At 59.9% G+C, this 26771-nt stretch carries 23 protein-coding genes; 19 read left to right on the forward strand and 4 right to left on the reverse strand.

Features of this window, described 5'->3' with window-relative positions; genetic code table 11:
- Positions 1-77: 77 nt before the first annotated feature.
- The 14 genes from F8N43_RS23720 to F8N43_RS23790 all read left to right on the forward strand — a co-directional run bounded on the left by F8N43_RS23720 (position 78) and on the right by F8N43_RS23790 (position 19316).
- Complete coding sequence (locus tag F8N43_RS23720; RefSeq protein WP_003176118.1) at positions 78-254, forward strand: hypothetical protein; 177 nt, start codon at positions 78-80, stop codon at positions 252-254.
- The gene (locus F8N43_RS23725; RefSeq protein ID WP_162556248.1) at positions 238-3192 is read left to right on the forward strand and encodes a sensor histidine kinase; all 2955 of its coding nucleotides are present in this window, start codon (positions 238-240) and stop codon (positions 3190-3192) included. Before F8N43_RS23720 ends, F8N43_RS23725 begins: the two co-directional genes overlap by 17 nt.
- Before the next feature lie 22 nt (positions 3193-3214).
- Positions 3215-4651, forward strand: a complete 1437-nt coding sequence (locus F8N43_RS23730) for a sigma-54-dependent transcriptional regulator (RefSeq protein WP_150633579.1) — start codon at positions 3215-3217, stop codon at positions 4649-4651.
- Positions 4652-5341: 690 nt separating this feature from the next.
- A complete protein-coding gene (locus F8N43_RS23735; protein WP_150633580.1) occupies positions 5342-6745 on the forward strand; it encodes a polynucleotide adenylyltransferase PcnB in 1404 nt (467 codons plus the stop codon).
- 3 nt (positions 6746-6748) lie between these two features.
- Positions 6749-7234, forward strand: coding sequence for a 2-amino-4-hydroxy-6-hydroxymethyldihydropteridine diphosphokinase (gene folK, locus F8N43_RS23740; protein WP_150654463.1), 486 nt, complete (start codon positions 6749-6751; stop codon positions 7232-7234).
- A gap of 366 nt (positions 7235-7600) precedes the next feature.
- Positions 7601-8401, forward strand: a complete 801-nt coding sequence (gene panB / locus F8N43_RS23745; protein WP_150633582.1) for a 3-methyl-2-oxobutanoate hydroxymethyltransferase — start codon at positions 7601-7603, stop codon at positions 8399-8401.
- A complete protein-coding gene (gene panC, locus F8N43_RS23750) occupies positions 8398-9258 on the forward strand; it encodes a pantoate--beta-alanine ligase (RefSeq protein WP_150654464.1) in 861 nt (286 codons plus the stop codon). The genes panB and panC overlap by 4 nt, the downstream gene beginning before the upstream one ends.
- Positions 9259-9455: 197 nt before the next feature.
- Positions 9456-9836 carry an aspartate 1-decarboxylase gene (panD, locus tag F8N43_RS23760; protein WP_003228271.1) on the forward strand — a complete coding sequence of 127 codons (381 nt, stop codon included), beginning with the start codon at positions 9456-9458 and terminating at the stop codon, positions 9834-9836.
- 221 nt (positions 9837-10057) lie between these two features.
- Positions 10058-11722, forward strand: coding sequence for a glucose-6-phosphate isomerase (gene pgi, locus F8N43_RS23765; RefSeq protein WP_150633584.1), 1665 nt, complete (start codon positions 10058-10060; stop codon positions 11720-11722).
- Between the two features lie 192 nt (positions 11723-11914).
- Positions 11915-13852, forward strand: coding sequence for an acetate--CoA ligase (gene acs / locus F8N43_RS23770; RefSeq protein WP_150654465.1), 1938 nt, complete (start codon positions 11915-11917; stop codon positions 13850-13852).
- Positions 13853-13932: 80 nt separating this feature from the next.
- Positions 13933-14805, forward strand: coding sequence for an oxygenase MpaB family protein (locus tag F8N43_RS23775; protein WP_150633586.1), 873 nt, complete (start codon positions 13933-13935; stop codon positions 14803-14805).
- Positions 14806-14961: 156 nt separating this feature from the next.
- On the forward strand, positions 14962-15978 hold the full coding sequence (locus F8N43_RS23780; RefSeq protein WP_150633587.1) for a class I SAM-dependent rRNA methyltransferase: 1017 nt from the start codon (positions 14962-14964) through the stop codon (positions 15976-15978).
- A gap of 93 nt (positions 15979-16071) precedes the next feature.
- Positions 16072-19020: a DUF748 domain-containing protein gene (locus F8N43_RS23785; RefSeq protein ID WP_150654466.1), complete on the forward strand. Its 2949-nt coding sequence runs from the start codon at positions 16072-16074 to the stop codon at positions 19018-19020.
- The gene (locus F8N43_RS23790) at positions 19020-19316 is read left to right on the forward strand and encodes a DUF2845 domain-containing protein (protein ID WP_150633589.1); all 297 of its coding nucleotides are present in this window, start codon (positions 19020-19022) and stop codon (positions 19314-19316) included. Before F8N43_RS23785 ends, F8N43_RS23790 begins: the two co-directional genes overlap by 1 nt.
- Positions 19317-19513: 197 nt before the next feature.
- On the opposite strand, the gene F8N43_RS23795 is transcribed toward F8N43_RS23790, so the two are convergent.
- Entirely contained in the window at positions 19514-19867 is a 354-nt protein-coding gene (locus F8N43_RS23795) for a BON domain-containing protein (RefSeq protein ID WP_150633590.1), read from the reverse strand.
- Positions 19868-20194: 327 nt separating this feature from the next.
- Entirely contained in the window at positions 20195-20611 is a 417-nt protein-coding gene (locus F8N43_RS23800) for a pilin (protein ID WP_150633591.1), read from the reverse strand.
- Between the two features lie 225 nt (positions 20612-20836).
- On the opposite strand from F8N43_RS23800, the gene pilB reads away from it, so the two are divergent.
- The 5 genes from pilB to yacG are packed head-to-tail and all read left to right on the forward strand — an operon-like array spanning position 20837 to position 25448.
- Positions 20837-22537, forward strand: a complete 1701-nt coding sequence (gene pilB / locus F8N43_RS23805; RefSeq protein ID WP_150654467.1) for a type IV-A pilus assembly ATPase PilB — start codon at positions 20837-20839, stop codon at positions 22535-22537.
- Between the two features lie 2 nt (positions 22538-22539).
- Complete coding sequence (locus tag F8N43_RS23810; RefSeq protein ID WP_150633593.1) at positions 22540-23757, forward strand: type II secretion system F family protein; 1218 nt, start codon at positions 22540-22542, stop codon at positions 23755-23757.
- A gap of 1 nt (position 23758) precedes the next feature.
- Positions 23759-24631, forward strand: coding sequence for a prepilin peptidase (locus F8N43_RS23815; protein WP_150633594.1), 873 nt, complete (start codon positions 23759-23761; stop codon positions 24629-24631).
- Complete coding sequence (coaE, locus tag F8N43_RS23820) at positions 24628-25251, forward strand: dephospho-CoA kinase (protein WP_150633595.1); 624 nt, start codon at positions 24628-24630, stop codon at positions 25249-25251. Before F8N43_RS23815 ends, coaE begins: the two co-directional genes overlap by 4 nt.
- The gene (yacG, locus tag F8N43_RS23825) at positions 25248-25448 is read left to right on the forward strand and encodes a DNA gyrase inhibitor YacG (protein ID WP_150633596.1); all 201 of its coding nucleotides are present in this window, start codon (positions 25248-25250) and stop codon (positions 25446-25448) included. Before coaE ends, yacG begins: the two co-directional genes overlap by 4 nt.
- A 10-nt stretch (positions 25449-25458) precedes the next feature.
- Here yacG and F8N43_RS23830 read toward each other — a convergent pair whose 3' ends face one another.
- Positions 25459-25674 carry a hypothetical protein gene (locus tag F8N43_RS23830; RefSeq protein ID WP_008033212.1) on the reverse strand — a complete coding sequence of 72 codons (216 nt, stop codon included), beginning with the start codon at positions 25672-25674 and terminating at the stop codon, positions 25459-25461.
- Between the two features lie 63 nt (positions 25675-25737).
- The gene (locus F8N43_RS23835; RefSeq protein ID WP_150633598.1) at positions 25738-26427 is read right to left on the reverse strand and encodes an energy-coupling factor ABC transporter permease; all 690 of its coding nucleotides are present in this window, start codon (positions 26425-26427) and stop codon (positions 25738-25740) included.
- Positions 26428-26771: the final 344 nt, after the last annotated feature.

The following is a 26771-nucleotide window of genomic DNA, read 5'->3' on the forward strand; positions in this document are numbered from 1 at the left end:
TCAGACTTGCAGTGGCGCGCCCATCCGTTACCATCGCCGCACGTTTTCGGGCACGCGCATAAAAAAGAGAGGCCGGGATGTACATCTATCGCTTGGTCCTGCTCCTGGTAGTGGGGATTTACCTGTTCTCCCCGGCCATCATGGATTGGTGGATCGACGCCACTGGCGCCTGGTATCGCCCTTATCTGCTCTGGCTGATTCTGATCGTCGTGACCTTCATCCTGCAGAGCCAAAAAGATGCCGATGAGCTTTAGCCTGACCCAGATGATCCTGATCAGCGCCGCGTACCTGGCGGTGCTGTTCGGCGTCGCCTGGATCAGCGAACGGGGCATGATCCCCCGGGCGATCATTCGCCACCCGCTGACGTACACCCTGTCGCTGGGTGTTTACGCCAGTGCCTGGGCGTTTTACGGCACGGTGGGCCTGGCCTATCAGTACGGCTACGGCTTTCTCTCCAGCTACCTCGGGGTTTCCGGGGCATTTCTGCTGGCGCCGGTGTTGCTGTATCCGATCCTGAAAATTACGCGCACCTATCAGCTGTCGTCACTGGCGGACCTGTTCGCGTTCCGTTTCCGCAGCACCTGGGCCGGCGCACTGACCACGATCTTCATGCTGATCGGCGTACTGCCGTTGTTGGCGTTGCAGATTCAGGCGGTGGCCGACTCGATCGGTATTCTCACCCGCGAGCCGGTGCAGCATCGCGTGGCCCTGAGCTTCTGCGCACTGATTACGCTGTTCACGATTTTCTTTGGCTCGCGCCACATCGCCACCCGCGAGAAACATGAAGGGCTGGTGTTCGCGATTGCATTCGAGTCGGTGATCAAGCTGATCGCCATTGGCGGCGTTGGTTTGTATGCACTTTACGGCGTGTTCGACGGCCCGCAACAGCTTGAGCTTTGGTTGCTGCAAAACCAGACCGCCCTCGCCGCGCTGCACACGCCGTTGCAGGAAGGCCCGTGGCGCACGCTGCTGCTGGTGTTCTTCGCCTCGGCGATTGTGATGCCGCACATGTATCACATGACGTTTACCGAAAACCTCAACCCGCGCTCACTGGTCAGTGCGAGCTGGGGCTTGCCGCTGTTCCTGCTGTTGATGAGCCTGGCGGTGCCGCTGATTCTCTGGGCCGGCCTGAAACTGGGCGCGACCACCAATCCTGAATATTTCACGCTGGGCATCGGCATCGCCGCCAACAGCAAAGCCCTGGCGCTGCTGGCGTACATTGGCGGGCTATCGGCAGCCAGCGGGCTGATCATCGTCACCACCCTCGCACTGTCCGGGATGGCGTTGAACCACCTGGTGCTGCCGCTTTATCAGCCACCGGCCGAAGGCAACATCTACCGCTGGCTGAAGTGGACGCGTCGGGCGCTGATCGTCGCGATCATCATGGCCGGTTACGGCTTCTATCTGCTGCTGGGCGCGGAGCAGGATCTGGCCAACCTCGGCATCGTCGCGTTTGTCGCGACGTTGCAGTTCCTGCCTGGCGTACTGTCTGTCCTGTATTGGCCGACCGCCAACCGTCGCGGCTTCATCGCCGGTTTGCTGGCGGGGATTCTGGTGTGGCTGGTGACCATGCTGTTGCCACTGGTCGGCAACCTGCAAGGCTTCTACATCCCGCTGCTAAACATGATCTACGTGCTGGACGACACCAGTTGGCACATGGCCGCAATCGCTTCGCTGGCCGCCAACGTGCTGATGTTCACCCTGATTTCACTGTTCACCAACGCCAGTCCCGAGGAGGCCAGCGCTGCCGAAGCCTGCGCCGTGGACAACGTGCGTCGCCCGCAACGCCGCGAACTGCACGCGGCCTCGCCTCAAGAGTTTGCCACGCAACTGGCCAAACCCTTGGGCGCCAAGGCTGCGCAAAAGGAAGTCGAACAAGCGCTGCGCGATCTCTATCTGCCGTTTGACGAGCGCCGTCCTTACGCCTTGCGCCGCTTGCGTGACCGGATCGAGGCCAACCTCTCGGGCCTGATGGGGCCGAGCGTCGCCCAGGACATGGTTGAGACCTTCCTGCCCTACAAGGCCGGCGGCGAAAACTACGTCACCGAGGACATCCACTTCATCGAAAGCCGACTCGAGGACTACCACTCGCGCCTCACCGGCCTTGCCGCTGAACTCGATGCCCTGCGCCGCTATCACCGCCAGACCCTGCAAGAATTGCCGATGGGCGTCTGCTCGCTGGCCAAGGATCAGGAAATCCTCATGTGGAACAAAGCCATGGAGGAGCTGACCGGCATTGCCGCGCAGCGCGTGGTCGGTTCGCGCCTGAGCACCATCGCCGATCCGTGGAAAGAACTGCTGCAAGGCTTCATCAACCTGCCGGACGAGCACCTGCACAAACAGCACTTGGCGCTTGATGGCCAGACCCGCTGGCTGAACCTGCACAAAGCGGCAATCGACGAGCCGCTCGCGCCGGGTAACAGTGGCTTGGTCTTGCTGGTGGAAGACCTGACCGAAACACAAATGCTCGAAGACAAACTGGTGCACTCCGAGCGTCTGGCCAGCATCGGGCGCCTCGCTGCGGGCGTGGCCCATGAAATCGGCAACCCGATCACTGGCATCGCGTGTCTGGCGCAGAACCTGCGCGAAGAACGCGAAGACGATGGCGAGCTGAAGGAAATCAGCGGGCAGATTCTGGAGCAGACCAAACGCGTATCGCGCATCGTGCAGTCGCTGATGAGTTTCGCCCACGCCGGCAGTCATCAGCACAGCGACGAGCCCGTCTGTCTGGCCGAAGTGGCGCAGGATGCCATCGGTTTGCTGGCCCTGAACCGACGTAATTTCGAAGTGCAGTTCTACAACCTGTGCGACCCCGATCACTGGGTCGAAGGCGATCCGCAGCGACTCGCCCAGGTACTGATCAACCTGCTCTCAAACGCCCGTGACGCCTCGCCTCCCGGCAGCGCGGTGCGGGTAAAAAGCGAAGCCGGCGAACACACGGTCGACCTGATCGTGGAGGACGAAGGCAGCGGTATTCCGAAGAACATCATGGACCGATTGTTCGAACCTTTCTTCACCACCAAGGATCCTGGCGAAGGCACCGGTCTGGGCCTTGCACTGGTCTATTCCATCGTTGAAGAGCATTATGGACAAATCACCATCGACAGCCCGGCTGATGTTCAAAGCCAACGCGGCACCCGTATCCGGGTGACCTTGCCGCGTCATGTCGAAGCGACGTCCGCTGTGAACTGAGACCGTCGAGAGTATCGAATCAATGCCGCACATTTTGATCGTCGAAGACGAAACAATTATCCGCTCCGCCTTGCGCCGCCTGCTGGAACGAAACCAGTACCAGGTGAGCGAAGCCGGTTCAGTGCAGGAAGCACAAGAACGCTTCACCATTCCCACGTTCGACCTGATCGTCAGCGACTTGCGCCTGCCTGGCGCGCCGGGCACCGAGTTGATCAAACTCGGCCAGGGCACTCCAGTGCTGATCATGACCAGCTACGCCAGCCTGCGCTCGGCGGTCGACTCCATGAAGATGGGCGCGGTGGATTACATCGCCAAGCCTTTCGACCACGACGAAATGCTCCAGGCCGTCGCACGCATCCTGCGTGATCGGCAAACGGTACAGACCAGCGGTGAACCCGTGGCCGGCAAAGCCGCCAATGGCGCCGCGAAACCGGGTGTCGACAACAGCAACGGCGAAATCGGCATCATCGGTTCATGCCCGCCGATGCAGGACCTGTACAGCAAGATCCGCAAAGTGGCGCCGACCGATTCCAATGTCCTGATCCAGGGCGAATCCGGCACCGGTAAAGAACTGGTGGCGCGCGCCCTGCACAACCTCTCCAGACGTGCCAAGGCACCGATGATTTCGGTGAACTGCGCAGCGATTCCGGAAAGTCTGATCGAGTCCGAACTGTTCGGCCACGAAAAAGGCGCGTTCACCGGCGCCAGCGCCGGACGTGCCGGCCTGGTGGAAGCGGCGGACGGCGGCACCTTGTTCCTCGATGAAATCGGCGAACTGCCGCTGGAAGCCCAGGCTCGCTTGCTGCGCGTGTTGCAGGAAGGTGAAATTCGCCGAGTGGGCTCGGTGCAGTCGCAGAAGGTCGATGTGCGTTTGATCGCCGCGACCCACCGCGACCTCAAGAGCCTGGCCAAGATCGGTCAGTTCCGTGAAGACTTGTATTACCGCCTCCACGTGATCGCCCTGAAACTGCCGGCCCTGCGCGAGCGTGGCGCCGACGTCAACGAAATCGCCAATGCTTTCCTGGCGCGGCAGAGCGCGCGGGTCAACCGCACCGACCTGAAATTCGCCGCGGACGCCGAGCAGGCAATTCGTCATTACTCCTGGCCGGGCAACGTGCGTGAACTGGAAAACGCGGTCGAACGTGCGGTCATCCTGTGCGAGAGCCCGGAAATTTCCGCCGAGCTGCTGGGCATCGACATCGAGCTGAGCGACCTGGAAGACGACGATTTCATCGGCCTGCCTCCGCAACAGGGCAACGGTGCCGGCAACAACAATCATGAGCCGACCGAAGACCTGTCTCTGGAAGATTACTTCCAGCACTTCGTTCTCGAGCATCAGGACCACATGACCGAAACCGAGCTGGCACGCAAACTCGGCGTCAGTCGCAAATGCCTGTGGGAACGCCGTCAGCGCCTGGGTATTCCGCGGCGCAAGACCGGGGTGGCCAGCGAGAGCTGAGCGGGTAACACATAACTGTGTGAAAAAACTGTTACCTCAGCTTTTTCACGTAACAGAAACCGGGGCTTACGGTAACGAAGCCCCGGTTTTTTTGGGCCTCGAAAAAGCCAATCAAGTGACATAACCCCTTGTTTTGCTGGGCATCACAAAAGTTGGCACGCACCCTGCTATATGTTTGGTACAAGAACAATAACAAGCAATGCACAAGACAATAAAAATAAGACGAATCGACTCACGCACAATAAAAACAAGACGGCATGAGGCGCAGCTAACTGATTCTTTTGGAGAGGCGTTGTATTTGGGGCTAGCCCCACGACCAGGCCGAGAACAACAAAAACTGTCCTAAGACAGAGCCTGAACTGGTTGGATCGCAAGATCACTGCAGCACAGCGACCAAAGCAATCCGTTTGCTCTTGGCTCCCGATTGGGAGGGTCATGAAGGAAAACTTCATGACGCGGGCACTCAACAAAAACAAAAAGCCCGAAACCAATAACAAAAATAGAACATGCAACTACTTCTTGGGGAGCTTCGGCTCCCCTTGTAGTTTCTGGCGTTTACCCCCGTACCAGACATGCCCTTCAAGCGCTTGCGCAGCTTCCTACACCATCCCCCGACTAAATGCTAGAATCCCCGCCCATCATGCGGTCATTCTTCGTTATGGCCGAACATTCCTTCAAACAGTGCATCCCATGCTGAAGAAGTTGTTCCAGTCATTCCGTTCTCCCAAGCGTCATACGCAACACATTCGCAGCACGCCTGAAGTGCTCAACAGCGGCCAACATTCGCTGCAGAAGGCGCAATTCAGCCGTTACGCGGTGAATATCGTCGAACGCCTGCAGAACGCCGGTTACCAGGCTTACCTGGTCGGCGGTTGTGTGCGTGACATGATGCTGGGCATCACGCCGAAAGATTTTGACGTCGCCACCAGTGCTACCCCTGAGCAGGTGCGCGCCGAATTCCGCAATGCGCGGATCATTGGCCGCCGCTTCAAACTGGTGCATATCCACTTTGGCCGAGAAATCATTGAAGTCGCGACCTTCCGCGCCAATCACCCGCAAAACGACGAAGAGGAAGACAGCAACCAGTCTTCCCGCAACGAGAGCGGGCGCATTCTGCGCGATAACGTTTACGGCACGCTGGAAGAGGACGCGCAACGCCGCGACTTCACCATCAACGCCCTGTATTACGACCCGGTCAGCGAGCGCATTCTCGATTACGCCAACGGCGTACACGACATTCGCAATCACCTGATCCGCCTGATTGGCGATCCGAAGCAACGCTACCAGGAAGACCCGGTGCGGATGCTGCGGGCCGTGCGTTTCGCCGCCAAGCTGAATTTCGGCATCGAAAAACACAGCGCCCTGCCGATCCGCGATCTGGCGCCAATGCTGCGCGAGATCCCGTCGGCTCGCCTGTTCGAAGAAGTGCTCAAGCTGTTCCTCTCCGGCCACGCCGCGGACACCTTTGAGATGCTGGTCGACTTGCAGCTGTTCGATCCGCTGTTCCCGGCCAGTGCCGAGGCGCTGGAATACAACCCGACGTACACCCACACCCTGATCAGCGAAGCGCTGATCAACACCGACCTGCGCATCAAGCAGAACAAACCGGTGACCCCGGCGTTCCTGTTTGCGGCCCTGCTCTGGCCTGCCCTGCCCGCCCGCGTATTGCGCTTGCAGGAACGTGGCATGCCGCCGATTCCGGCGATGCAGGAAGCGGCGCACGAGCTGATTGCCGAGCAGTGCCAGCGGATCGCGATTCCAAAACGCTTCACCATGCCGATCCGCGAGATCTGGGACATGCAGGAACGTCTGCCGCGCCGCAGTGGCAAACGTGCCGACCTGTTGCTCGACAACCCGCGGTTCCGCGCCGGTTACGACTTCCTGCTGCTGCGCGAAAGCGCCGGTGAGCAGACCGATGGCCTGGGCGAATGGTGGACGGATTATCAGGACGCCAACGACAGCGAGCGCCGCGACATGATCCGCGACCTCAGCGGCAAGGACGAGGGCGCCAGCGGTGCGCCGCGCAAACGTCGCCGCAGCGGCGGTGCCAAGCGCAAACGTGCAGCTGGCGCGCCGAGCACCACGGGCGAGTAATCGATGGAACGCATCTACATCGGCATGGGCAGCAATCTGGCTGACCCCGCCGAACAATTGCGCAGCGCCGTCGAAGCGCTGGCGCGGTTGCCGCAGACCGAACTGGTCGGGGTTTCCGCTTTTTATCAAAGCGACTCGCTGCTGCCCGGCCAACCGCGTTACACCAACGCGGTCGCCGCCCTCGACAGCACGCTTGCACCGCTGGCGCTGCTCGACGCGCTGCAAGCCATCGAGAACGGACAGGGCCGCGAGCGTCTCGAACGCTGGGGGCCACGCACGCTGGATCTCGACATCGTGCTGTTCGGTAATCGGCTGATCGACGAACCGCGCCTCAAGGTGCCTCACTACCATATGCAGGAACGCGCGTTCGTTCTGTATCCGCTGGCCGAACTGGCGCCGGTGGATTTACGCTTGGCGGATGGCCGTGCCTTGGCCGAACTGCTCGCGTCCTGCCCGTTTGTCGGGCTGGAACGCCTCTCCCAGAATTGACCACAATCCCCTGTGGGAGCGAGCTTGCTCGCGATAGCGGCAGCCCATTCAACATTGATGTTGGCTGATATACCGCCATCGCGAGCAAGCTCGCTCCCACATTGTTTTTGTGTCGAACACAAGATTGCAGCTGCTGAATCGCATCAGTTACGTCGGTAACACCCCACGCGTAACAATGCGGTAACACACGCAATTGACTTCCCGAGTTCTCCTCACGACTATAGGCGTCCCGCTGCCGCCAACACGGCGTTGAAGGGCGCAATCCAGGCCTTAAAAGCACGACAACAGACCGTGCGCCTGTATTTAACGAAGAATCACGCGCGTTACTCGCAGTAGTTTCCACAGCGCCTGAATGAGGAACTTTTCATGCCAGCCATCACCCTGACCACTCTGCAAGGTCTCAAGCAAAAAGGTGAAAAAATCACCATGCTGACCTGCTATGACGCGACCTTCGCCCACGCCTGCAATGAGGCGGGTGTCGAAGTGCTGTTGGTGGGCGACTCCCTCGGCATGGTTCTGCAAGGTCACGACAGCACCCTGCCGGTGACCACCGCCGAGATGGCTTACCACGTCGCGTCCGTCAAACGCGGTAACACTGACGCGTTGATCCTCGCCGACCTGCCTTTCATGGCCTACGCCACCCTCGAACAAACCATGACCAACAGCGCCCTGTTGATGCAGGCCGGTGCGCACATGGTCAAGGTCGAAGGCGCGCTGTGGCTGGCGGACTCAATTCGTCTGCTGGCCGAACGCGGCATCCCGGTGTGCGCGCACATGGGCCTGACGCCGCAATCGGTCAACATTCTGGGCGGTTACAAAGTCCAGGGCCGTAGCGAGAACCAGGCCCGGCAGATGCGCGCCGACGCCATCGCCCTGGAACAGGCCGGTGCCGCCATGCTGCTGCTCGAATGCGTACCGAGCGAACTGGCTCAGGAAATTACCCAGGCGGTGGGGATTCCGGTGATCGGCATCGGCGCCGGCAGCGGCACCGACGGCCAGGTCCTGGTGCTGCACGACATGCTCGGTCTGTCGATTACTGGTCGAGTGCCAAAATTCGTGAAGAACTTCATGAACGGCCAAACCAGCATTCAAGCGGCCCTGAGCGCATACGTCACTGAAGTCAAAGCAGCGACTTTCCCTGGTATCGAACACGGATTCTCTGCATGAACACCGTAAAAACCGTACGCGAACTGCGGGCCGCTGTAGCCCGCGCCCGCGGTGAAGGCAAGCGCATCGCCTTCGTACCGACCATGGGCAACCTGCACAGCGGCCATATTGCGCTGATTACCAAAGCCAGCCAGCGCGCGGATTTCGTCGTTGCGAGCATTTTCGTCAACCCGCTGCAATTCGGCGCCGGCGAAGACCTCGACAAGTACCCGCGCACCCTGGCGGCGGATCAGGAACAACTGCTCCAGGCCGGTTGCCACTTGCTGTTCGCGCCGACCGTTGAAGAAATGTACCCCGACGGCATGACCGGCCAGACCCGCGTCAGCGTTCCGCAACTGTCCGAAGGCCTGTGCGGCGCCAGCCGTCCGGGGCATTTCGAAGGTGTGGCGACGGTGGTCAGCAAACTGTTCAACATGGTCCAGCCGGACCTGGCGATCTTTGGCCAGAAAGACTTCCAGCAACTGGCCGTGATTCGCGCGCTGGTGCATGACCTGAACATGCCGATCCAGATCATCGGTGAGCCAACGGTGCGTGCGGCCGATGGGCTGGCGCTGTCATCGCGCAATGGGTTTCTCAGTGAAGAACAGCGGGCCGTGGCGCCGGTTGTGTATCGCACGCTGTCGTCGATTGCCGAAGCCATTAAACAAGGTGAACGCGATTATCCTGCGTTGATCGACGCCCAGACCAAGCAGCTTGAGGCAGCGGGTTTGCGCACCGATTACCTGGAAATCCGTCATGCGCTGACGTTGCGTCCGGCGACGGCGGAAGATCGGGACTTGGTGATTCTGGTCGCGGCCTTCCTCGGCACCACGCGGTTGATCGACAACCTGCACCTGAACCTCGACGCCACTGTCTGACTCACCAACGAACCCTGTGGGAGCGAGCTTGCTCGCGATGAGGGACTGACATTCAACATAGGTGTTGCCTGACAGTTCGCTATCGCGAGCAAGCTCGCTCCCACATTGGTATTTGTGGCGATCTCCGGACCGTATTGCCGCCCTTTAAGCCTTCGGGCAAACTGCCCGCCGTTCGATTCCGACCTGGGAAAACACTCATGCACGCCATCATGCTCAAGGCCAAGCTGCATCGCGCCGAAGTCACCCACGCAGTACTCGATTACGAAGGTTCTTGCGCCATCGACGGCGAATGGCTGGACTTGTCCGGCATCCGTGAATACGAACAGATCCAGATCTACAACGTCGACAACGGCGAGCGCTTCACCACCTACGCCATTCGCGGCGAAGAAGGTTCGCGCATGATCTCGGTCAACGGCGCCGCCGCCCACAAGGCCAAGGTCGGCGACCGTGTGATCATCTGCGCTTACGCTCACTACAGCGAAGCCGAACTGCTCAACTTCAAGCCGCGCATGCTCTACATGGCACCAGGTAACGAGTTGAGCCACACCAGCAATGCCATTCCGGTTCAGGTCGCCTGACCGAATCTTCTCTTCCGTTTGTCGGACCGTTCCCTGCTTCATGTACAAAAAAGTACCGGGAACGGGTCAGACAAAGTCAAGACAGATCGCAGCGCGAGGTTTACTGTATTCGCCCTGTGCCATGAAATCGTGTCGACGCAGTTGACCGGACGCCCACCCGCAGCGCTCCGGGATTTTTTAGTGTTCAAAAGGCCGTTCAAGTAAAAAGGAAACCCGCAGCGATGGCGTACTACCGCACTCCTCAAGACGTGACCGCTCTGCCCGCCTGGCAGGCGCTGAATGACCACCGCCAAGCCATGCAGGATTTCAGCATGCGCGAAGCCTTCAATGCCGATCCGCAGCGCTTCACCCAATTCACCCTCAGCAGCTGCGGCCTGTTTCTCGACTACTCGAAGAACCTGATCAACGCCGAGACCCGCAATCTGCTGGTGGGCCTGGCCAACGAAGTCGACCTTCAGGGCGCGATCAAGGCGCTGTTCGAAGGAGAAATCGTCAACTCTTCCGAAGGGCGTCCGGCCCTGCACACCGCGTTGCGCCGCCCAGTGGGCGAAAAACTGTCGGTCAACGGCGTCAACGTGATGCCGGAAGTACACAAGGTGTTGAACCAGATCACCGACCTCGTGGGCCGCATCCACGACGGTCTGTGGCGCGGTTATTCCGAAAAGCCGATCACGGATGTGGTGAACATCGGCATCGGCGGTTCGTTCCTCGGCCCGGAGCTGGTGTCCGAAGCGCTGCTGTCCTACGCGCAGAAAGGCGTGCGCTGCCACTACCTGGCGAACATCGATGGCAGTGAGTTCCACGAACTGACCATGAAGCTGCGCGCCGAGACCACGTTGTTCATCGTCTCGTCGAAATCCTTCAACACCCTCGAAACCCTGAAAAACGCTCAGGCCGCTCGCGCCTGGTACCTGGCTCAGGGCGGTTCGGAAGCCGAGCTGTATCGTCACTTCATCGCGGTCTCGAGCAACAACGCCGCCGCCGTGGCGTTCGGTATCCGCGAAGAAAACATCTTCCCGATGTGGGACTGGGTTGGCGGCCGTTACTCGCTGTGGTCGGCCATCGGTTTGCCGATTGCCCTGGCCATCGGCATGTCCAACTTCAAGGAACTGCTGTCCGGTGCCTACACCATGGACCAGCATTTCCAGAGCGCACCGTTCGAGCAGAACATGCCGGTGCTGCTGGCGTTGCTCGGTGTCTGGTACGGCAACTTCTGGGGCGCGCAGAGCCACGCGATCCTGCCGTACGACCACTACCTGCGCAACATCACCAAGCACTTGCAACAACTGGACATGGAATCCAACGGCAAGAGCGTGCGCCAGGACGGCACACCGGTGTCCACCGACACCGGTCCGGTGATCTGGGGCGGCGTGGGTTGCAACGGTCAGCACGCGTATCACCAGTTGCTACACCAAGGCACCCAACTGATTCCGGCCGACTTCATTGTGCCGATCGTCAGCTTCAACCCGGTGTCCGATCACCACCAGTGGCTGTACGCCAACTGCCTGTCGCAAAGCCAGGCGCTGATGCTCGGCAAGACCCGCGCCGAGGCCGAAGCCGAGCTGCGTGACAAAGGCATGGCCGAAGCGGACGTGCAGAAACTCGCGCCGCACAAGGTGATCCCGGGCAACCGTCCGAGCAACACCCTGGTGGTCGAACGCATCAGCCCGCGTCGTCTCGGCGCACTGGTGGCGATGTACGAACACAAAGTCTTCGTGCAAAGCGTGGTCTGGGGCATCAACGCCTTCGACCAGTGGGGCGTGGAACTGGGCAAAGAGCTGGGCAAAGGCGTCTACAACCGCCTGGTCGGCAGCGAAGAAACCCCGGCTGATGACGCATCCACCCAGGGCCTGATCAACTACTTCCGCGGTCGTCACCGCGGTTAAGTCACTCAAAACCCGATCCCTGTGGGAGCGAGCTTGCTCGCGATAGCGGTTAGTCATTCAACATTGATGTTGACTGATACGACGCCATCGCGAGCAAGCTCGCTCCCACATTGGTTCGATGTACACCTTGAACTCGATATTCTCAGGGCGCATCTTTAGATCTTGTCGTGCAAACAAGAATAAGGAACCGTCATGTTCGATATCAGCACGTTCCCCCAAGCCGATGCCGTCCGCCGGGCCGCGCAACTCAGTCAAGACGACTACAAGCGCCTGTACCGCCAATCCATCGAACACCCCACCGAATTCTGGGCCGAACAGGCTTCACGCTTTCTCGACTGGAGCAAACCGTGGGATACCGTCCAGCGCTATAACCTGAAAACCGGTGAAGCCAGCTGGTTTGCGGGTGGAAAGCTGAATGTCAGTTACAACTGCATCGACCGCCACCTGGAAAAACGCGGTGATCAGATCGCAATCATCTGGGAAGGCGACGACCCCGCCGAATCGGCCCAGATCACTTACAAAAAACTGCATCACAACGTCTGCCGACTGGCCAACGTGCTCAAAAACCGTGGTGTGAAGAAAGGCGACCGCGTGTGCATTTACATGCCGATGATCCCCGAAGCCGCCTACGCCATGCTCGCCTGTTCGCGAATCGGCGCGGTGCATTCGGTGGTGTTTGGCGGGTTCTCCCCCGATTCTGTGCGCGACCGGATTCTCGATGCCGACTGCCGCACCGTGATCACCGCCGATGAAGGCGTGCGCGGCGGTAAATTCGTCCCGCTCAAACAAAAAGTCGACCAGGCGCTGCAAAGTTGCCCGAACGTCAGCACCGTGATCGTGGTCGAGCGCACTCAGGGCGATGTCGACTGGGTCGAAGGTCGCGATCTCTGGTATCACCAGGCCCTGCGTGACGTCAGCGACGATTGCCCGCCGGAACCCATGGACGCCGAAGACCCGCTGTTCATCCTCTACACCTCCGGCAGCACGGGCAAACCCAAAGGCGTGCTGCACACCACCGGCGGCTATCTGTTGCAAGCGGCGATGACCTTCAAATACGTGCTCGATTACCGCGACAACGAAGTCTTCTGGTGCACCGCCGATGTCGGCTGGGTCACCGGCCACAGTTACATCGTCTACGGCCCGCTGGCCAACGGCGCGACCACGCTGATCTTTGAAGGCGTGCCGAGCTACCCGAGCAGCTCGCGCTTCTGGCAGGTGATCGACAAACACCACGTGAACATTTTCTACACCGCCCCCACCGCCCTGCGTTCGCTGATGCGCGAAGGCCCCGAACCGTTGAAAGAAACGTCTCGCGCAAGCCTCAGATTACTCGGCAGCGTCGGTGAGCCGATCAACCCTGAAGCGTGGGACTGGTACTTCAATGTTGTGGGCGAGCAGCGTTGCCCGATCGTTGATACCTGGTGGCAGACCGAAACCGGCGGCATCATGCTCAGCCCGCTGGTCAGCGCGCAGCGGATCAAACCCGGCAGTGCCACACAACCGATGTTCGGTGTGCAACCGGTGTTGCTGGACGAAGTGGGCAAGGAAATCAAAGGCGCCGGCAGCGGCGTACTGGCGATCAAGTCCAGCTGGCCGGCGCAGATCCGCAGCGTCTACGGCGACCCGCAACGGATGGTCGACACCTATTTCAAACCCTATCCCGGCTACTACTTCACCGGCGACGGCGCGCGGCGCGACGAGGACGGCGATTACTGGATCACCGGGCGCATCGACGACGTGATCAACGTTTCCGGCCACCGCATCGGCACCGCCGAAGTGGAAAGCGCCCTGGTGCTGCACGACAGCATCGCCGAAGCGGCGGTGGTCGGTTACCCTCACGACGTCAAAGGCCAGGGCATCTATGCCTTTGTCACGCCCATGAACGGCACCGAGCCCAACGACGAACTGAAGAAAGAGCTGCTGGCCCACGTCAGCAAGGAAATCGGCAGTTTCGCCAAACCGGACCTGATCCAGTGGGCACCGGCCTTGCCGAAAACCCGTTCGGGCAAGATCATGCGGCGGATTCTGCGCAAGATCGCCTGCAATGAGCTGGACAGTCTGGGCGACACGTCGACCCTGGCCGATCCGAGCGTGGTTCAGGACCTGGTCGATAAGCGCCTGAACCAGTAACGCACGACCCTTTGTAGGCGCCAGCAAGCAGGCGCCTACAGGGGCAATGCGATGACATTTTTTTTCACCACCGAGTCGCCATGGAATTCATCCGCAGCCGCATCGAAACCCAGGTCATGAGCCTCACCGGTCTGTCCCTCGGTCAGCTCGACCTGGAAAACCCCAAGGGCGATCCCGGCCTGTTCGGCCCCGATTCGGTCAGCTGGCAAGTCCACGGCGACTTCAGCAGCATGCTCATCGGCGGCATCAGTGCGCTGATGCTGCAAGCCCTGCACCCTTTGGCGCTGGCCGGGGTCTGGGACCATTCGAATTTTCGCGAGGACATGCTCGGTCGCCTGCGCCGCACCGGGCAGTTCATTTCCGGCACCACGTTCGGCTCGCGCAAAGATGCCGACTGGCTGATCGAGAAAGTTCGCACCATTCACCTGCAAGTAACCGGCACCGCGGCGGATGGCCGGCCTTACGCCGCCAGCGATCCCGATCTGTTGACCTGGGTGCACGTGGCCGAAGTCAGTAACTTCCTCGCGGCACATTTGCGTTACCGCAATCCGCGCCTGTCTGGGGCCGATCAGGACCGTTACTACGACGAAATTGCTCTGGTCGCCGAAAGACTCGGTGCTCGTGATGTGCCCCGTTCGCGACAGGAAATGGCCGAATACCTTGAGCGTATTCGCCCGCACCTGCTGTGCGACGAGCGCAGTCGCGAGGTGTTGCGATTGTTGTTGAACGCACCCTCCCCGAGCCGTCTGGCCAAGCCATTCGGCGGTTTGATGATGCAGGCCGGCATTGACCTGTTGCCGGATTGGGCCAGCGACATGCTGGGGGTGCGCCAGAGTTCGCTGCAACGCACGCTGATCCGCGCCAGCGTCAACCGCAGCGCGCCGATGCTGCGCTGGGCTGTGCGTAATGGCTCGGTGCATCGGGCGAAACGGCGGATGGGGTTGTTGACCTGAAAAAGAGCTTAAGAGCATCGCAAGCAGGCTCGCTCCCACAGGGTTATGTGTTCACAAATCCAGTGTGGGAGCGAGCTTGCTTGCGATGGCAGCAACTCGGTCTCATGCCAAGCTGTTAAACTCCCGCGCCAAATTCCCTCCTGCAAGGCGCCCAGCATGTCTTCCTTGAATCAGGCGCTGCGCGCCGCCCTCGAACATCGCCAGGACCTGCTTGCCGAACTGCATCAGCAAGGCACCGATTGCTATCGCCTGTTCCACGGCAGCCAGGAAGGCGTCGGCGGTCTGACCATCGACCGCTACGGCCCGCAGTTGTTGGTGCAGAGCTTTCACCAGTCATTGGAGCGCGACGCCCTGCTGCACGTGCATGAGGCGATCAACCAACATCTGGGCTTCGAGACCCTGCTGGTCTACAACGACCGCTCCCGGGGCAACTCGCGCATCGACCGTGAAGACACGGTCTACCGCGCCGACGAAGCCGCGCTGCAAGACTTGATCGGTCACGAATGGGGCCTCAATTACCGGGTTCGCGGCCGCCATGCAGGCCAGGATCCGTTGCTGTTCCTCGACCTGCGCAACACTCGCGGCTGGGTCAAGGAACACAGCCAGCACAAAAGCGTGCTCAACCTGTTTGCCTACACCTGCGGCGTCGGCCTGAGCGCGGCGGCCGGTGGCGCGAGCGAGGTGTGCAACCTGGACTTCGCCGAGGGCAATCTGGCGGTCGGCCGCGAAAACGGTCTGCTCAATCCGCAGTTGCCGACGATGCAGTTCATCCAGTCCGATTATTTCCCGGCGATTCGCCAACTCGCCGGCCTGCCCATCAGTCAGCGTCGCGGGCAGAAACTGCCGAGCTATCAACGCCTGGAACAACGTCAATACGACCTGGTGTTGCTGGATCCACCGGCCTGGGCCAAGAGCGCCTTCGGCACCGTCGACCTGCTGCGCGACTACCAGAGCCTGCTCAAACCTGCGCTGCTGACCACCGCCGACAATGGCGTACTGATCTGCTGCAACAACCTGGCAAAAGTCAGCATGGATGACTGGCGCGAACAGGTTTTGCGCTGCGCGGAGAAAGCCGGACGACCGGTGCGCGAGTGGACGGTGATGAAACCGGGAGCCGATTTCCCGTCAATGGATCAACAGCCGCCGCTTAAAACCCTGATCCTGCAGCTCTGATTCACGTCAGATAAATCTGAAAAATCCTGGGTTGAGCGATTACTTCGGAACCGGATTCGCATGCCATACTCCAAGGCACTCCGATTCAGACAGATGAAGCCGCACATGCCCAAAGGATTGATCCGCGCTATCGGCGCCTTGTTGACTGCTCTGGCCCTCTACAGCCTGCTGGGGTTTCTGATTTTGCCGGGCATCGCATTGCGGGTGGCCAACCAGCAATTGGCCACCTACGCCACGACGCCCGCCACGATTCAGCGAATCGAACTCAACCCGTTCAGCCTCGAAGTCACCCTGTGGGGCCTGATCATCGGCGAACCGGGCAAGGAACAGGTCGGCTTCGAACGCCTCTACGCCAACCTGCAGATCGACAGCCTCTGGACCAAAGCGCTGCACCTGTCCGATATCGAACTGGACAAACCCAAGACCGAAATCCTCTTTGGCAAGGACGGCAAGCTCAATCTGCTCGGCCTGTTCAAAATCCCCGCCAGCGAACCGACCCCGGCCGACCCGAACGCCAAACCGTTTCCGCTGCGCGTGGAGCGGATCAAACTGGCCGACGGTGCCGTGCACTTCAAGGATGAACGTCCCAGCGAAGCTATCGAGTTCCTCTACGACAAACTCGATTTCGAGCTGAACAACCTCAGCACCCTGCCCGAAGACAGCGCCGACATGACCCTTGTGGCCATCGGTCCGAACGGTGGCCAGATCGACTGGACCGGCAATTTCAGCCTGATCCCGATTGCCTCCGAAGGTAAGCTGAAAGTCACCGACGGCCAGATGAAAGCCTTTTGGCCCTATGTGCGCGACGCGCTGCCGCTGGTGCTGGAAAACGGCGTGCTGAACCTGAGCACCGACTACAAACTCAACCTCTCCAAGGAAACCGAACTGCTGCTGAGCAACGTCGCGGTCAGCGTCGCGCCTTTCGCCATCAACGCCCCGGACGGTCGACCGCTGGCGAAACTCGCGCGACTGGACATCACCGACACCACGGTGGACCTGGCCAAACAGCAAGTTGTGGTCGGCAAGATTCGCAGCCAGAAACTGGAAACCTGGGCGGCGCTTGAAGCTGATGGCCAACTCGACTGGCAGAAGCTGTTCGCCAGCCAACCGTCCAAGGAAGCAGCCAAGGCCAAAGCCGAGCCCGTCAGCACGCCAGCAGCAGCCGACTCGCCGAAAGCCCCTGCCGCGCCGAGCAAGCCTTGGCAGGTTTTGCTCAAAGACGTGCAACTGCGCGATTACCAGGTGCACCTGGCTGACCGCAAAGCGCAACCCGCCGTGACGCTGGACCTGAACCCGCTGAACCTGGACCTGCAGAATTTCGACAGCCTCAATGGCTCGCCTTTTACCCTCAAGCTCGACACCGGCGTGGGCAAGCAAGGCAAGATCACTGCCGAGGGCGAGGTCAACCTGGCCCCGGTCAGCGCCAGACTCAACGTGCAGACCAAAGACATCGACCTGCGGGTTGCCCAGTCCTACATCACCCCGTTCATTCGCCTCGAACTGCGCAGCGGCATGCTCGGCAGCGACCTGGCGGTCAACCTGAAAAGCACCGAGCCGTTGGCACTCAGCGTCACAGGACGTGCGCAGATCGATCAGTTGCACACCCTCGACACCCTGAAAACCCGCGACTTTCTCAAGTGGCAGCAGGTGGTGGTCGAAGGCTTGAATTATCAGCACGGCGACAGCCTGTCGATCGACAAGGTCAACCTGTTCCAGCCCTATGTGCGTTTCATGATCAACGATGACCGCACCACCAACGTCGATGACCTGCTGATCCCGCAACCGCCCGATTCCGGCGCAAAAACAGCGGCGGCCAAACCCGCCAGCAAGGACAAGCCGCTGGGCATCCACATTGGCGGGATTGCCATCAATGACGGCTCGGCGAACTTTGCCGACTTCAGCCTGACCCCTAACTTCGCCACCGCCGTGCAACAGCTCAACGGCCAGATCGGCACCATCGACAGCCGTCAGGCGAAACCGGCGACCGTCGACATCAAGGGCAAGGTCGATCGTTATGCACCGGTGACCATCAAGGGCTCGGTCAATCCGTTCGACCCGATGGCCAGCCTCGACATCGCCACCAGTTTCAAACGGGTCGAGCTGACCACACTGACGCCCTACTCCGGCAAGTTCGCCGGCTACCGTATCCGCAAGGGCCGGCTCAATCTCGATCTGCATTACCTGATCACCAAAGGTCAGCTCAAGGCGGAAAACAAAGTGGTGGTCGAGCAGTTGCAGCTCGGTGAAAAGGTCGACAGCCCGGACGCCGTCAGCCTGCCGTTGAAACTGGCGATTGCCCTGCTCAAGGATGTCGACGGCAAGATCTCCATCGAGCTGCCGGTGACGGGTGACCTCAACAATCCACAGTTCAGCGTCATGCCGATTGTCTGGCAGACCCTGCGCAATCTGATCGTCAAAGCCGCCGCCGCGCCGTTCAAAATGATTGGCGGGCTGGTCAGTGGCGGTGGTTCGGAAGACCTGGGTACGGTGTCGTTCGCACCGGGTTCAAGCGACCTGAGCAAGGAGGCCGAGGGTTCGTTGGTCAAACTGTCCAATGCGCTCAAGGAACGCCCGGCCCTGCGCCTGGAAATCGAAGGCACCGCTGCCGCCAGCAGCGATGGCCCGCCGATCGCCGAGCAACGCCTGGAACGGGAATACCAGTACAACTACTACAAGATGCTCCAGCGTCGCGGCGACAAAGTGCCGGCACAGGCTTCATTGCTGCAAGTACCGGACGGTGAGAAAGGCCCACTGCTGGAAGGCATCTACCGCACCCGCCTGAAAACCCAGCCACCCGCCGAATGGAAGGATCTGGGCAAGGAAGAACGCACCGCAAAAATGCGCGCCGACGTGATCAAGTTCTGGAGTACCAGCGACGTGCTGTTGCGCCAACTGGGCCAGGATCGCGCCAGCAGCATCAAGGATTATCTGGTCGACAAGGGTCAGTTGGCCGATGACCGCGTGTACTTCATCGACGCCAGCCTCGGCGAAGCCGAAAGTGACGGTCGGGTGGTGACGCCGTTGCACCTGGATGCCGAGTGATGATCAGGCGATTGCTGTTCGGCGTGGCGCTGGCACTGGCGGCCAGTCAGGCTTCGGCCGCCGATACCCTGCGCTGCGGCAGTCAATTGATCAGCGTGGGGGACAGGTCCAGCGAAGTGCTACAGAAATGCGGAGAGCCGGTCAGTCGCGATCTGTTGGGCTACAAGCGCAGCGCCAACCGCCGGGAAGAATTCCAGGTCGAGGAATGGACCTACGGGCCCAACGGCGGGATGTACCATTACCTGCGGTTTGAAGGTAATCGCCTTAGGCAGATCACCAGCAAACGCGGTAACTGACACACCGTAATCGCCAGCAAGCCGGCTCCTACCGTTTGGTTTTGCGGTGTCCACAATAGAACAGGCCCCAGACACGAATGTCCGGGGCCTGTAATGACCACATCCTTGTGGCCGTCGCATGAACTCTCAAGTTGCGGCAGACGTATGACTCGGCTCGTCTACCGCGTCTTCTCCCGGTTCAGGCGAGAAGTCTTGCCTTACTCGGCTTTCAGGCCGTCAGCGGAGACCGCTTTGACGCCTTTGATTTTCTTGGTGATGGCCACAGCAGTTTCTTTCTGAGCGTCAGTCACCGCGACGGTAGACGACAGGGAAACAACACCTTTGTTGGTTTCAACCTTGATGTCGGTACCAGGAATGCCTTTCTCGGTAACCAGGTCCGCTTTGACTTTGGTGGTGATCCAAGTATCGGAAGTGGCTTCTTTGGCTTCAGTGACCTCACCGGCAGCCAGCACCATTGGGGCCTGGGTAGCCTGGGTTTGAGCGAATGCTGCGTTGGCCATGGTCAGGGTCAGCGCGGTAGCAGCAGCGGCAGCGATAGCGAACTTCTTCATACGAGTAACTCCTGTTTTTTCATAAAGTCTGCTGCGTGTCTTGTCAGCAGGGTTACTGGGTATATTGCGAACGCTGTGCCAACTTTGAGACAGCTATTAATTCCTTATTAATCAACAAGTTAATAAATCTACTGTTTTTCGGAATCATGCAAATTGCATGACTTCGACATTCTCTACATGCAAGTTGCGGGTTTTACCGTTGGCCTAAGGCCATGAATTTTCGAGGTTTTCCAAATCTCATCAAACCGCGCAGCAAACTCGAGGTTTTTCACAAAAAAAATGCCCCATCTGACGATGGGGCATTTTTCTGTTTACACGTCTGCAGCGTTACGTTGCAGAGGCCGTGCAGCCAGGTGGTGCGTAATCGGCAGTGACGCCGGTTGCGCATGACCAGCCCGTAGTCGCGCTACGAGTCAGCGTAATGGTTTTACCTGCCACAGGTGCGGGGGCCTTTTGCAGGGTACAAACAATGGTGCCGGCGCCGGATGCAACCGTTCCGGTGACCGAGATTGCGCAGTTCTGCGTAGTGGTTCCGGCACCTGCCAGTGTGGTGGGTTCTGCAGTGCCAGCATTCATCAGGTCTTCAAACGAAACCTTCAACGCTGCAATTTCCGCCAACCCGGCCGTCACTTTCGCCCGGGCCTGATACTTCGAGTAAGCCGGCAACGCAAACGTCGCCAGAATCCCGATGATCGCCACCACGATCAACAGTTCGATCAGCGTAAAACCTTTCTGAGTATTCATAGACAAGCTCCATGCATGAGTCGAAATCTCATGATCTGAATTAGCCACAGCACAGCCCGTGCCAAGCCCGCCGCCCCCTGTTAACGGGGCGCGAGAACAATGCGATGCCTCTTCCAGCCCCCAGGATCCGCACTAACTGACACTTTTTGTCACCAGAGCAGCGCTGGTTTGGTTCCACCGGTTGACTAGGCTATAAGTCATGAACTGTCTGCGTCCGGTATCCCCATGAATGACATCGCCCTTAGCGGTCTGGCCAAGCAATTGGTCCTGGCCGAACTGCTCACTGACAAAAGCGCGCAACAGGCGTATCAGCAAGCCCAACGCCAGAAACTCTCCCTGGTCAGTTATCTGGTGCAGAACAAACTGGTGAAAAGCCGTCAGGTCGCCGAGATCGCCTCCGAGCATTTCGGCATGGCGCTGCTAGACCTCCACTGCCTGGACAAAGAGTCCCAACCCAAAGGGCTGGTCAGCGAAAAACTGGTTCGCCAGCACCAAGCCCTGCCCCTCTGGCGGCGCGGCAACAAGTTGTTCGTGGGGGTTTCCGACCCGACCAATCACCAGGCCATCAACGACATCCAGTTCAGCACCGGGCTGAGTACGGAAGCCATCCTGGTGGAGGACGACAAGCTCAGCGACGCCATCGACAAGTTCTTCGACAACCATGCCACCGGGCTGGAAGACATGCCCGACGTCGACCTCGATGGCGTGGACATTGAGTCGATCAATGACCACGACCAGGACGCCATCGCCGGACAGGATGCCGACGACGCGCCGGTGGTGCGATTCGTCCACAAGATGCTGCTCGACGCGATCAGGAGTGGTTCTTCCGACCTGCATTTCGAGCCCTACGAAAAAACCTACCGCGTACGCATGCGCACCGACGGCATGCTGCGTGAAGTCGCCAAGCCGCCGGTTCAACTGGCCAACCGCATCGCCGCCCGCCTGAAAGTCATGGCCAGTCTTGACATCTCCGAGCGGCGCAAACCCCAGGACGGGCGGATCAAGATGCGCCTGTCGAAGAGCAAGTCCATCGACTTCCGGGTCAATACCCTGCCGACCCTGTGGGGCGAGAAAGTGGTGATCCGGATCCTTGATCCATCGAGCGCGCAAATGGGCATCGACGCCCTCGGCTACGAGCCGGACCAGAAAGACCTGTACATGGCCGCGCTGAAGCAGCCGCAGGGGATGATTCTGGTGACCGGCCCCACCGGTTCGGGCAAGACCGTGTCGCTCTATACCGGGCTGAATATCCTCAACACCGTGGACATCAACATCTCCACCGCCGAAGACCCGGTGGAGATCAACATGGAAGGCATCAACCAGGTCAACGTCAATCCCAAGCAGGGACTGGGTTTTGCCCAGGCGCTGCGCTCGTTCCTGCGCCAGGACCCGGACGTGATCATGGTCGGCGAGATCCGCGACCTGGAAACCGCCGAGATCGCCATCAAGGCCGCCCAGACCGGGCACCTGGTGCTCTCGACCCTGCACACCAACAGCGCCGCAGAAACCCTGACCCGCCTGCACAACATGGGCATTCAGGGGTTCAACATCGCGACGTCGGTCAGCCTGATCATCGCCCAGCGCCTGGCGCGCAAACTGTGCAGCCATTGCAAGAAGCCCATCGACATTCCCCGCGAGGCATTGATCAAGGAAGGCTTCCCCGAGGAACGCATTGGCACGTTCACGATCTATGAGCCGGTCGGTTGCGATCAGTGCAACGGCGGCTACAAGGGGCGCGTGGGGATTTATGAAGTGGTGAAGAACACACCAGACCTGCAACGGCTGATCATGGCCGAAGGCAACTCGCTGGAAATCGATATTCAAATGCGCAAGGACGGCTTCAACGACCTGCGCACTTCCGGGCTGATCAAGGCCATGCAAGGCATCACCAGCCTTGAGGAAATCAACCGGGTCACCAAGGACTGAACATGGCGGTCAAAGCAGCAAAAATCAGTGTGTATACCTGGGAAGGCACCGACAAAAAAGGCACGAAAATCACCGGCGAACTCAGCGGGCAGAATCCGGCCTTGATCAAGGCGCAACTGCGCAAGCAAGGCATCAACCCTGGCAAGGTGCGCAAGAAATCCGCCTCGATTTTCAGCCTCGGCCAACGCATCAAGGCGCATGACATTGCCCTGTTCACCCGGCAGATGGCGACCATGATGAAAGCGGGGGTGCCGCTGTTGCAGTCATTCGACATCATTGGCGAAGGCTTCGATAACCCGGCCATGCGCAAACTGGTGGACGAGGTGAAACAGGAAGTCGCTGCGGGTAACAGCTTCGCGGCGGCCCTGCGCAAAAAGCCGCAGTATTTTGATGAGCTCTACTGCAACCTGGTGGATGCCGGCGAACAGGCCGGTGCGCTGGATACCCTGTTGGAGCGGGTCGCGACCTACAAGGAAAAGAGCGAAAGCCTCAAGGCCAAGATCAAGAAAGCCATGACGTACCCGCTGGCCGTGGTGTTCGTCGCGATCATCGTCACCGGGATTCTGCTGGTCAAGGTGGTGCCGCAGTTCGAGTCGGTGTTCAAAGGATTCGGTGCCGAATTGCCGGCGTTCACGGTGATGGTCATCGGCCTCTCGCAGTTCATGCAGGATTGGTGGTGGCTGATGCTTGGCGGGCTGATTGCGGCGATATTCGGTGTGCGCCATGCCTTCAGGACATCGCAAGGCTTTCGGGACCGGACCGACACCTGGCTGCTGAAACTGCCGTTGATTGGCACGTTGATGTACAAGTCCGCCGTGGCCCGTTACGCCCGAACATTGTCGACCACCTTTGCCGCTGGCGTGCCGCTGGTCGAGGCGCTGGAATCGGTGGCGGGCGCGACGGGCAACATCGTGTTCAAACGTGCGGTACTGCGCATCAAGCAGGATGTGTCGACGGGGATGCAGCTGAACTTCTCCATGCGCACCTCCGGCATCTTTCCGAACATGGCGATTCAGATGACCGCCATTGGTGAAGAGTCCGGCGCACTGGATGACATGCTCGACAAGGTCGCGAGTTTCTACGAGGCCGAAGTCGACAACATGGTCGATAACCTCACCAGTCTGATGGAACCGTTCATCATGGTGGTGCTGGGTGTTATCGTCGGCGGTCTGGTGGTTGCGATGTACCTGCCCATCTTCCAACTCGGCAATGCGATCTGACATGCCCTTGAACGAAATTCTGACTGTGTACCCGCTGGCGTTTGTCCTCCTTGCCCTGGTGGTCGGTTTGCTGGTCGGCAGCTTTCTCAACGTGGTGATCTGGCGCCTGCCGAAAATGCTCGCGCGCGAATGGCGACTGCAGGCCTACGACATTCTGGGCCTGCCAGGCGAAACGCCGCAGCCGACCTACAACCTGATGCTGCCCCACTCCCAATGCCCGCACTGTGGGCACCGGATCCGCGCCTGGGAAAACATTCCGCTGCTCAGTTATGTGTTTTTACGTGGGCGATGCTCAAGCTGCGCAACGCCCATCAGCAAACGCTACCCATTGACTGAACTGGCCTGCGGCCTGCTGTCCGCGTTCATCGCCTGGCATTTCGGTTTAGGGTGGCAGGCCACGACGGTGCTGGTGTTGAGCTGGGGCCTGTTGACGATGAGCCTGATCGACGCCGAGCATCAACTGTTGCCGGATGTACTGGTGCTGCCGCTGCTGTGGCTGGGACTGATCGTCAACAGCTTCGAGTTGTTCGTGCCGTTGACTGAGGCACTGTGGGGCGCCATTGCGGGCTACATGGTGCTGTGGTCGGTGTTCTGGCTGTTCAAGCTGATCACCGGCAAGGATGGCATCGGCCACGGCGATTTCAAGCTGCTGGCCATGCTGGGCGCCTGGGGCGGCTGGCAGATTTTGCCGCTGACCATTTTGTTGTCGTCCATGGTGGGCGCGATTATCGGCGTGATTTTGCTGCGCCTGCGCAACGCGAAAACCTCGACGCCAATTCCCTTCGGTCCCTATCTGGCGATTGCCGGCTGGATTGCATTGCTCTGGGGTGGTCAAATAACCGACTTCTATTGGCAGTTTGTCGGTTTGAAATGAATACCCCTGTGGAAAAACCCTGGATTCTCGGCCTGACCGGTGGCATCGGCAGCGGCAAAAGCGCGGCCGCCCAGCATTTTATCGACCTGGGCGTGCATGTGGTCGATGCCGATCATGCGGCGCGCTGGGTGGTGGAGCCGGGGCGCCCGGCGCTGGCCCGGATCGCTGAACATTTTGGCCCCGGCGTGCTGCAAGCCGACGGTCAACTGGATCGTGCGGCGTTGCGCAAACTGATCTTCGAAGTGCCTGAGCAACGCCTCTGGCTCGAGGCGCTTTTGCATCCGCTGATCGCCAAGGAAATCGCCGATCACTTGGGCAAGGCACAATCGCCTTATGCGATTCTGGTTTCGCCGTTGCTGATCGAGTCCGGGCAGTACGCCATGACCCAGCGCGTGCTGGTGATCGATGCGCCCGAACAGTTACAGATCGAACGCACCCTGCAGCGTGACCAGACCAGCGAACAACAGGTCCAGGCGATCCTCAAGGCGCAATCCAGCCGCCAGGATCGTCTGAGCCATGCCGACGATGTGGTGGTCAACGACCGCGACCTCGCCTGGCTGCACAGCGAGGTCGAACGCCTGCATCACTTTTACCTTACATTGCGTGGAGGCCAGTCATGAGCCAAACCCCAACCGTCGAATGCCCCACCTGCGGCGCCCCTGTCGAATGGACCCCGGAAAGCACATTCCGGCCGTTCTGTTCGGACCGCTGCAAACTGATCGACCTGGGCGCCTGGGCGTCGGAAGAACACAAGATTCCGGTGGCCCCCGATGCCGAGGACGAGTTGTTCAGCGGCGATTTCGACCCACGTCACTGACGTCCGGCGTTCAAGGCCGCATGAAGCCATAGTCCTGACCGTCATCGAGGTTCTCGGCGAGAAACTGCAACTCATCGGCCAGATCCTCGACACTGCGCACAGCCTTGCTCTGCTGCACCACCGCGCTGAGCAAGGCGCGCAGGCTCAACCCCGGATCAAACCCGACTTCCTGCGCTGCATCCAGACTGTGGCGCAACTCCTGCCTTGCCCATTCGTAGACACTCATTTCGATGCTCCTGAAGGTTTTGCGGAGCATGGATTCGTCGCCGTTTTTTGGATTTGATGTGGATCAAGATTTCGGATCGTCGTCCTTCCAGGGCGCCGAAAGGTAGCGTGTGCGGTTGAAGGTCTCCAGCCATTCCGGGCTGAACACCACCAGTGCGCTGACGACCATGCCGTTGATGAACGCTTCGGGAAAGATGATCAGCCACAGGTAACCGACAAAATCTTCCAGCCAATAGGGCATGACGAAAAGCTCGTTGAACCACAGCAACCACAGGGCCAGCAACAGGCACAGCAAGGCCGATAGCGCCGCGGCGAAGAAGCCGGAAACGAAGATGTAAACGAAGGGGTTTCGCGGTTGCGCGCGCTCCACGAGGATGGCGCAGCACTCGGTGACCAGCACGGGCAGCAGAATGAACAACGCACCGTTGACCCCGACGGCGGCGAGATCCTGGCGTCCGAGCAGGACCAGGCCGGTTTGGGCGACCAGGCCGCCGACGATTGCCAACGGCCAGTCCAGGAGCAGGGTCACGGCGGTCATGCCAATGAAGTGATAGGACACGCCGGTGTCGAAATCCCTTCGCACCAGCCACAGCATGAACAGTGCAAATACGGTGCCGAACAACAGGTGCTGGCGGCGGCTGTCGCTGAAGAGTTCGACCCACGGGGCGCGCGCGATGGCCCAGATCAGCGCTGGGACGTAGATCAGCCAACCGACGGTGAGGGTTTCGGGGGACAGCAGCTCGGCGCCGATCATGGCTGGGCTTGCTCCTTTTTCTTTGCCGGGAGAGGACAGGCTCTCAGTCTACACCGCCGTTTGTGCGCCCTACGATTGGGGGCATATCCGTTTCTGCGGTAATGGCGCCTGACGGTCTCACAGGAAAAGCGAAAGCCGTACCATGATCCTCTGTGGGAGCGAGCCTGCTCGCGAAAAAAAGTCCGGACACCGCGTTCATTCAGACAGCCCGCGTTATCGTTGACGTCCATCGCTAGCAGGCTAGCTCCCACAGGGGAATGCGTACGCTTGAAGTGACACGCCACCTCGCGGTGCTGTGGCGGTAGTCGCCCCCTCGAGCGGCTAAGTGGAGGTTCTGCGCAGTA

It is taken from the genome of Pseudomonas fluorescens (genome assembly GCF_902498065.1).
Lineage (GTDB): Bacteria > Pseudomonadota > Gammaproteobacteria > Pseudomonadales > Pseudomonadaceae > Aquipseudomonas > Aquipseudomonas fluorescens_BJ.

What these genes read in the sequence shown, in the direction of transcription:
- panD (WP_003228271.1), top strand. Translation starts at nt 9,456, where the DNA reads ATGCACGCCATCATGCTCAAGGCCAAGCTGCATCGCGCCGAAGTCACC.
- pgi (WP_150633584.1), top strand. Translation starts at nt 10,058, where the DNA reads ATGGCGTACTACCGCACTCCTCAAGACGTGACCGCTCTGCCCGCCTGG.
- F8N43_RS23800 (WP_150633591.1), bottom strand. Translation starts at nt 20,611, where the DNA reads ATGAATACTCAGAAAGGTTTTACGCTGATCGAACTGTTGATCGTGGTG.
- folK (WP_150654463.1), top strand. Translation starts at nt 6,749, where the DNA reads ATGGAACGCATCTACATCGGCATGGGCAGCAATCTGGCTGACCCCGCC.
- panC (WP_150654464.1), top strand. Translation starts at nt 8,398, where the DNA reads ATGAACACCGTAAAAACCGTACGCGAACTGCGGGCCGCTGTAGCCCGC.
- F8N43_RS23815 (WP_150633594.1), top strand. Translation starts at nt 23,759, where the DNA reads ATGCCCTTGAACGAAATTCTGACTGTGTACCCGCTGGCGTTTGTCCTC.
- F8N43_RS23835 (WP_150633598.1), bottom strand. Translation starts at nt 26,427, where the DNA reads ATGATCGGCGCCGAGCTGCTGTCCCCCGAAACCCTCACCGTCGGTTGG.
- F8N43_RS23830 (WP_008033212.1), bottom strand. Translation starts at nt 25,674, where the DNA reads ATGAGTGTCTACGAATGGGCAAGGCAGGAGTTGCGCCACAGTCTGGAT.
- F8N43_RS23720 (WP_003176118.1), top strand. Translation starts at nt 78, where the DNA reads ATGTACATCTATCGCTTGGTCCTGCTCCTGGTAGTGGGGATTTACCTG.
- F8N43_RS23780 (WP_150633587.1), top strand. Translation starts at nt 14,962, where the DNA reads ATGTCTTCCTTGAATCAGGCGCTGCGCGCCGCCCTCGAACATCGCCAG.
- F8N43_RS23725 (WP_162556248.1), top strand. Translation starts at nt 238, where the DNA reads ATGCCGATGAGCTTTAGCCTGACCCAGATGATCCTGATCAGCGCCGCG.
- panB (WP_150633582.1), top strand. Translation starts at nt 7,601, where the DNA reads ATGCCAGCCATCACCCTGACCACTCTGCAAGGTCTCAAGCAAAAAGGT.
- F8N43_RS23735 (WP_150633580.1), top strand. Translation starts at nt 5,342, where the DNA reads ATGCTGAAGAAGTTGTTCCAGTCATTCCGTTCTCCCAAGCGTCATACG.
- coaE (WP_150633595.1), top strand. Translation starts at nt 24,628, where the DNA reads ATGAATACCCCTGTGGAAAAACCCTGGATTCTCGGCCTGACCGGTGGC.
- yacG (WP_150633596.1), top strand. Translation starts at nt 25,248, where the DNA reads ATGAGCCAAACCCCAACCGTCGAATGCCCCACCTGCGGCGCCCCTGTC.
- F8N43_RS23730 (WP_150633579.1), top strand. Translation starts at nt 3,215, where the DNA reads ATGCCGCACATTTTGATCGTCGAAGACGAAACAATTATCCGCTCCGCC.
- F8N43_RS23810 (WP_150633593.1), top strand. Translation starts at nt 22,540, where the DNA reads ATGGCGGTCAAAGCAGCAAAAATCAGTGTGTATACCTGGGAAGGCACC.
- F8N43_RS23790 (WP_150633589.1), top strand. Translation starts at nt 19,020, where the DNA reads ATGATCAGGCGATTGCTGTTCGGCGTGGCGCTGGCACTGGCGGCCAGT.
- F8N43_RS23785 (WP_150654466.1), top strand. Translation starts at nt 16,072, where the DNA reads ATGAAGCCGCACATGCCCAAAGGATTGATCCGCGCTATCGGCGCCTTG.
- pilB (WP_150654467.1), top strand. Translation starts at nt 20,837, where the DNA reads ATGAATGACATCGCCCTTAGCGGTCTGGCCAAGCAATTGGTCCTGGCC.
- F8N43_RS23775 (WP_150633586.1), top strand. Translation starts at nt 13,933, where the DNA reads ATGGAATTCATCCGCAGCCGCATCGAAACCCAGGTCATGAGCCTCACC.
- F8N43_RS23795 (WP_150633590.1), bottom strand. Translation starts at nt 19,867, where the DNA reads ATGAAGAAGTTCGCTATCGCTGCCGCTGCTGCTACCGCGCTGACCCTG.
- acs (WP_150654465.1), top strand. Translation starts at nt 11,915, where the DNA reads ATGTTCGATATCAGCACGTTCCCCCAAGCCGATGCCGTCCGCCGGGCC.